The organism is Trichococcus palustris, from assembly GCF_900114465.1.
Taxonomy (GTDB): domain Bacteria; phylum Bacillota; class Bacilli; order Lactobacillales; family Aerococcaceae; genus Trichococcus; species Trichococcus palustris.
Map to the genome: position 1 here is coordinate 1 of NZ_FOTD01000042.1, position 6,587 is coordinate 6,587.

Annotated in this window: 5 protein-coding genes and 1 pseudogene; 1 reads left to right on the plus strand and 5 read right to left on the minus strand. The window is 43.1% G+C overall.

All coding sequences use genetic code 11. From position 1 onward, the window contains the following. The 5 genes and pseudogenes from BM101_RS13580 to BM101_RS13600 all read right to left on the minus strand — a co-directional run. Positions 1 to 95: pseudogene (locus BM101_RS13580) on the minus strand (PTS sugar transporter subunit IIB); the annotation flags it as partial. A gap of 100 nt (positions 96 to 195) precedes the next feature. Beyond that, positions 196 to 1,509 carry a PTS sugar transporter subunit IIC gene (locus tag BM101_RS13585; protein WP_087032745.1) on the minus strand — a complete coding sequence of 438 codons (1,314 nt, stop codon included), beginning with the start codon at positions 1,507 to 1,509 and terminating at the stop codon, positions 196 to 198. 192 nt (positions 1,510 to 1,701) lie between these two features. Continuing rightward, positions 1,702 to 3,102 (minus strand): glycoside hydrolase family 1 protein, encoded by a 1,401-nt coding sequence (locus BM101_RS13590; RefSeq protein WP_087032743.1) that lies wholly within the window; start codon positions 3,100 to 3,102, stop codon positions 1,702 to 1,704. Between the two features lie 329 nt (positions 3,103 to 3,431). Then, the gene (locus BM101_RS13595; RefSeq protein ID WP_177194537.1) at positions 3,432 to 4,187 is read right to left on the minus strand and encodes a MurR/RpiR family transcriptional regulator; all 756 of its coding nucleotides are present in this window, start codon (positions 4,185 to 4,187) and stop codon (positions 3,432 to 3,434) included. Between the two features lie 225 nt (positions 4,188 to 4,412). Then, positions 4,413 to 5,450, minus strand: a complete 1,038-nt coding sequence (locus tag BM101_RS13600) for a DUF7309 domain-containing protein (protein ID WP_087032739.1) — start codon at positions 5,448 to 5,450, stop codon at positions 4,413 to 4,415. A gap of 201 nt (positions 5,451 to 5,651) precedes the next feature. Between BM101_RS13600 and BM101_RS13605 the strand changes: the two genes are divergently transcribed. Next, positions 5,652 to 6,407, plus strand: coding sequence for a GNAT family N-acetyltransferase (locus BM101_RS13605; protein WP_177194538.1), 756 nt, complete (start codon positions 5,652 to 5,654; stop codon positions 6,405 to 6,407). Positions 6,408 to 6,587 lie beyond the last annotated feature (180 nt).

Genomic DNA, 6,587 nt, shown 5'->3' on the forward strand with positions numbered 1-6,587 from the left:
ACTCCTTGCGCTGCAGCAGCTTTTTGCATTTTTGATACCAGTAAGCTTGTACTCATACCTGCCGCACATACTAACATAATTGTTTTTTCTGCCATGTTATTCTCTCCATCCTTAACGTTTGCTTTGTAATCCTGAAATGAGTGAATGCAAGTTTCTCACAGTGTAGCGAATAGTCACCTCACTGCAAGGAAACGTTTATTCCGCGATAGCATTTCCTGATTCATCAGATGTAATTTGACCCATTTCAATTTGGTAAGCTTTGTTATCTTCCAATTTGAAGAATGGGAAGAAGATTACAGTACTTAGGCCCATTTCGACGACTTGCCATACAGCACCTTGCCAGCCACTGATAAGGAACCCAGAAATGATTGGTGGTGTAGTCCAAGGGATATTTACCCCATTTGTCAATGGTACAAGGCCGATGTTCATCACAACATATGTTAGGATAGTCATCACAACTGGCGCAATGATGAACGGAATCATCAAGATAGGGTTCAATACGATTGGCATCCCGAAGATCAACGGTTCGTTGATGTTGAAGATTGCAGGTCCGATTGCCAATTTACCCAATGTTTTGAATTGGGCGGATTTTGCAGCGAATAGGCATAATAAAGCTAAACCAAACGTTGCTCCGCAGCCACCGATTTTGATAAAGTTAGCATAGAATTGGTAATTGACGATATTTGGTAATGGTTGTCCAGCCGCAAATGCAGAAGCATTTTCAGCAGTTAGTGTCAACCAAATTGGTTGCATAACAGCGCCTATAATGTTTGGCCCATGTAAGCCGAATGAGAACAATAATGTTTCCAAGATGATGACAATGATTGTTGCCGGTAAAGTAGCCCCGATACTTGTTAGTGGAGCTTGGATGATTTGGAAAATAAACGATTGAGCTGTTACGTATGGTGTAATAGCGAAAATTAATTTCAGAATATCGAAGATTAAGATGACTACTAGACCTGGTACTAACGCATCAAACGATTTCGCAACGTTTGCTGGAACCGAATCCGGCATTTTGATTGTCCAACCTCTTGCCATGATGAAGCGCATGATTTCAACTACGAAGACAGTGCTGATCATGCCTAAGAACAAACCGCTGGCGCTCAAGTTTCCCATTGGGATTCCGGCTGCGTTATCTGTACTTAAAATAGAAGGTGTCAAAATCAGGAATCCAACAAGGGAATAGATGATCCCTGCTAAATCGTCAAGTTCATAGGTTTTGCATAAGTCTCTGGCAATCCCGATCATAACGAAGATTGTCATGATGTTCATGGTCATGTTGTAAGGGACCATGAAGAATTGTGTCCAGTCAGCACCGAAGATGCCTGCCATGAAATCGGCATAACCTGGAATCGGCAAGTTGGCGAACAACAGGAACATGGAACCGATGATCAACAGTGACATGGCACCGAAGAAACCTTCTTTAATTGCTGATAAGTAACGGTTTGCATTTAATTTGTATGCTATAGGTCCTAATTTTTCTTGTAATACATCTAAGAATTTATCCATAATAAAATCCTCCTCGAATGGGAATCCTGTCAGGATGCATAAACATCCTTCTGCAAAGATAATTGAAATGAGTGCTTGCCCTTGTCCTGCCAGACTGAGCCTGAATGAATGAATCTTGCGCTTTTCAAAAGCATTTGCCCTTATTCTTTATCAATAATGGCATTGTCCGAAAAGTATCCAAAAATACTTGCCTTACCCTTCCAAATTTTTACCGTTTGACGCAATCACCCCTTTATACCAATAGAAACTATCTTTCCGGTAACGCTTCAAGTCTTTCAAATCGAAGTCTTCCCGGTTGACGTAAACAAAACCATAACGCTTGCGGAAACCTTGGTGTGTGCTGATCAAATCGATTGCACTCCATGTGCAGTAGCCAAATACATCTGCACCATCTGTGACAGCTAAATTCATTTGTTTAATGTGGTTGCGGAGATAGTCGATCCGATAAGTATCGTGAATTTTTCCATCTTCCAATTTATCAAACCCGCCTAGACCATTTTCTGTAATGATCAACGGTTTACGATAACGAGAGTAAATTTGGTTAATCGTCGTGCGGAACCCGGTTGGATCGATTTGCCATCCAAATTCTGTATACGGGAGGTATTCATTGTCGGATCCTGCGAAGAAACCTTCTTGGCTGTCCGATAATTGTTGATCCTTTTTGCCGGCCTTGCGTTCTGTTCCGGACGGTAGCGCTTCCACTGTTGAGCTGTTGTAATAGTTGAAGGCGATGAAGTCGCATTCCGCCGATTTCAAAATAGCCAAGTCATCTGGCTCCATATCCGGCAACGCATCATTCTCTTCAAGGTATGCCCAGACTTGGTGGTTGTATACACCGTATACCGCTATATCCAGGTACAGCCAATTACGGATTGCCGTGTAAAGATCGGCCGCTTCCACATCCGCTGGATTATTTGTTTTCGGATAGACTGCAGAAATATTCGGCGCCGGTCCGATTTTCACATGCGGCAGTTTTTTGTGGCAAAGGTTCATGACCAATGCTTGGGCAACCAACATGTGGTGGTTCTGTTGGTACAAGGATTTGATGCTGCTTTCCCCCGTCCCAACTGCAGCGCCATGCAGAATCATCATGTTCTGTTCGTTGATTGTCAGCCATAGCTTGATGCGATCACCGAAGTTGTCGAACAGGACATCGCAGTAGCGGACAAAAGCATCAATCGTCGCACGGTTTTCCCAGCCGCCTTTTTCAGCAAGTCCTTGTGGCAAGTCGAAATGGTAGACAGTCACTAAAGGCTCGATTCCGTATTTCAAACATTCGTCAATCAGATCGCTGTAGAATTGAATGCCCTTCGGATTGACTTCGCCGTCTCCATCCGGGATGACGCGCGACCATGAAATCGAGAAACGGTAAGTTTTGAATCCCATCTCGGCCAACAGCGCGATATCTTCCTGCATATGATGGTAATGGTCTGTCGCTACTTTAAAGTCGGAGGTATCAGGAACAATCTCCTTCACATCTTGAACCGATGGCCCTTTCCCGTCTTCATTCCAGGCACCTTCGACTTGATAGGCGCTGGTTGCGGATCCCCATAAAAAGTCTTTTTTAAACGGTTTCATTTCTTTATGATACATGCACTCATTCCTTTCCTATCATTCTTCTTTTCGTTTGGCAATGATGCGTTGATGCTGGTGAAAATTTGCCATGATTGAATCCCAACTGACTTTTTAGATTAAGCGGTTACATTTCATTAGCAAGTACGACTCTTCCCATGAAGAAAAGAGCGGTTCTTACGGCTGACACAGTCCCAATCATCTCGGCACCTGTAAGCCATCAGCTGAATATATTTTTATTATAGAGGATGTGAACGAAATGTAAACAGTTTCAAACCATAAAGACACAACGTTCAGGTTATGGAATAACGTTTCAAGAAAGATGCATTTTGTTTCAGCCTAACATCCCACTAACGTTGTTCGTTGCGCATTTTTTGCGTGTAATTATAATTGCGGCGCGCAAGTGTTTCAACGATAAAGACGGCAGGCAACTGCGACGTAACATTTACCTCTTCATCCACATACTCAGGAGTCAAATGATAGGCGAAGTTGATGTCGGACTGTTTCGCCAATGTATTGGTCGAAGAGTTCGTGATGCTGATTATTTTGCTATCCAATCCTTTCAGGTCTGCCACTTTGCGAAGCATAATGTCAGTTTCGCCGGAAACGGACATTATGATCGCCACAGTATTGCGGTACTGCCGGCTGATCAAATGGAACGGATAACTGAAATCCTGGATATGGAAGGTACTCTGCCCCAGATTGGAAAACTGCCGGGATGCATAGGCTGCGATCAACCCAGACGTGCCTATACCGAAAAAAAGTGCTGTGTCGGAATTTGCGATCATTTTAACAGCCGCTTGTATTTTTTCTTCGTATTCTGTCTGCATCGAACGGCTGAAGAACTCCTCGACGATTTCAGAAGTTTCGAATACTTTTTTATTGTGTTTGCGATTATCCGTTTCTTTCAAATACAATTTGCATTCCCAGATGTTCTCAAAACCTAGTTTGCTGATTGTTCGCGTGACGGTTGCCGGAGAAACATGCGTTTCGGATGCGATTTCGCGCACGCTCATGCGTATGACCTTTTGGGAGTGTTGAACGATATATTCATATACCTTCAGTTCTGTATTTGTCAGTAATTTCACGTTTTCTTGATTGAACACATAAAAACCCCTTTTGTAATGAACGGAATCCTTGGAGCGAGCAGAATAGGTTTGTTCACTTTTCTTCTTATCCATTTTAACACTACATTCAAAAAAAACAAAAAACTTCTCCATTTTCAATATGAAGAAGTTTTTTGTCTTGTCCTTATTTCAAAAAAAAAATAAATTTCCGCTTTGGAATCAAGGCTATGGCATAAAGCGCGGCATTCCTTCTAGAGCGTTCGGCTAGAATAAATCCTGTGAAATGCTCTTGCGGAAGGCTTCGATTTTTTTTAAGCTGTTTTTTTCTGCATAGGCAATGTCCAATTCATCCAGCAACGGTGCCAACATGTCATATGTTTCCAGCACGCTGTCCCCGCGCATTTCAACTTTAGCGGGAAAGACTTTTGCTTCAAACAAATATTTGTACAATTCGAATTGGATATCGCGTGATTTATCGGCAGTCAATACGGTAGCCAATAGCACTTCTCCCGATTGCTTGTCGGCGATTGCCATCATTTTGACAAAACGCGGGCGTTCACCGGTTTTGAATGTGATCGGTTGCGGCAAGTAGAACAAGTCTATTTCAAAGGTGTTCTTCAAGAAGGATTTCTTTTCCGTCATCAGGCGGCGGATCTCGAATTGCGAAAGCATCAAATCATAAGGCCCGTTCGTCAGCTCCCCATTCGTCAAGAACTGGAGGATATGCTCCTCTTTTAATTTCCAGACGCTGTCTCTGACGCCCGCTTGGTAATAGTAGCGCGTCGGCACATCATCCGACAGAAATTCTTTTTCAAAGTCCATTTTGCTGTACATAGGGAACATTTCGATGAAACTGTCCAATACGCGTTCCAACAAGACCAAGTCTTCTTCTACGGCTGGCCAAGGTACAAAGCCCGGGGTAAAGTCCACGATTTCTGGCCACGCTTGTTTACCACGGAATTTCACATCCGTAGTGCGGATACGTTGGTAGTCGCTGTCTTCCAAATCATCGCGATCCACAAATTCAAGACGAATACTTTTTAATTTCTCGGTATATTCGCCGATGCCATCCACCTCGGTGAATTCAGATTCCAACAGATCCAAAAACAGGATATATTCCGATACATTCCGAAAAACACTCAAGCCGATGCTTGCGTCGTCTAATCCGCCCATGGCAAAAAACACGGGTTCCTTGCGATCGGAATATTTAATCCCGATAACTTCTGTATCATCCAGCTTTTCCCACGGTTTCATTTTATAAAACTGTTTGATTTTTTCATAAAGGTTTTGATAATCTCTCATTTAAATCTCCTATCTATTTATAAACAATGCGCATGTGGCGCTTTTCCTGGGCTGTGTACAGGGATGCTTTTGCTTCCTATCCATCCTGCCAACTGGCAACCACAACTCACTTTTCGTTTCTTCTTGTTGAAACAAATTACTTTCCTATGCTATCATATCTTGAAGCGTCCAGCAATTTTTCTTTCAAAAAGGGGTATAAAAATGATTTTTTCTTTTGACAATATTCAACATTGCGCAAAAAAAGCAATGGTCACTCCGCTCTTTACCCATTTCCAAAATGAAGATGCTCCTTTTATGTATGCAGAAAATTTTATTCAGTTTCATCAGATACCAACGCTTACGGACTTCATTGATGCTCTCGCTTATCTGAAAACCAATCATGAGAAGAACGGACAAAGATTCATAAAAGTTGTCTGGCCGGAGGATCATGAAATACCGCAAGACATCATTTCCCATCTGGGTTCACATGATTTCAGTCTGGATGTCCTGGAATTATACGCCGCAACGCCGGAAACGTTCATCCCGACAAGGGAGGCAAGACCCCGCTCGATCCAGATCGATTGGGTGAAGGAAACGAATCGTGACGCTTACCTTGCGGTTTCAGCGTCAGCCGCGCGAGAAGTAAGTGAAGCATTCGCTGAACAGAAACGACCGATTACACTCAAAAAATTTACGTTAACCGGATTCCATCCCATCGTTGCTATGATTGATGGACAGGCAGCAGGCTCCATCGATCTGTACCTGACGGACGATACCATCGAGATCGACAGCTTCTATGTCCTTCCTTCATTCCGTCGAAAAGGCATCGGAACGGCACTTCAGGAATTTGTCATGGCTCATGCGGATGGCAGGACCGTCCTATTGGTGGCTGATGCATCCGATACGGCAAGGGAAATGTATAATCGTCAAAACTATACCTATCTGTCTTTCCGCTATGAATTATTGAAGCTACTGTAGCAAGGAACAACAAAGAGAGTGTGACAAAAAGCGTTTAGACCCGAATCACTGGAGCGAATAAGCAGAGGATGGTCGCAGACCGTCTGAGCATTATTCGTGAAGTGACTTCAGGTCTGCTTTTTGGAACACGTTTAAACAGAGTGCGATGAATTGCGTTTAGACACCCGGACGTTGGAGAAA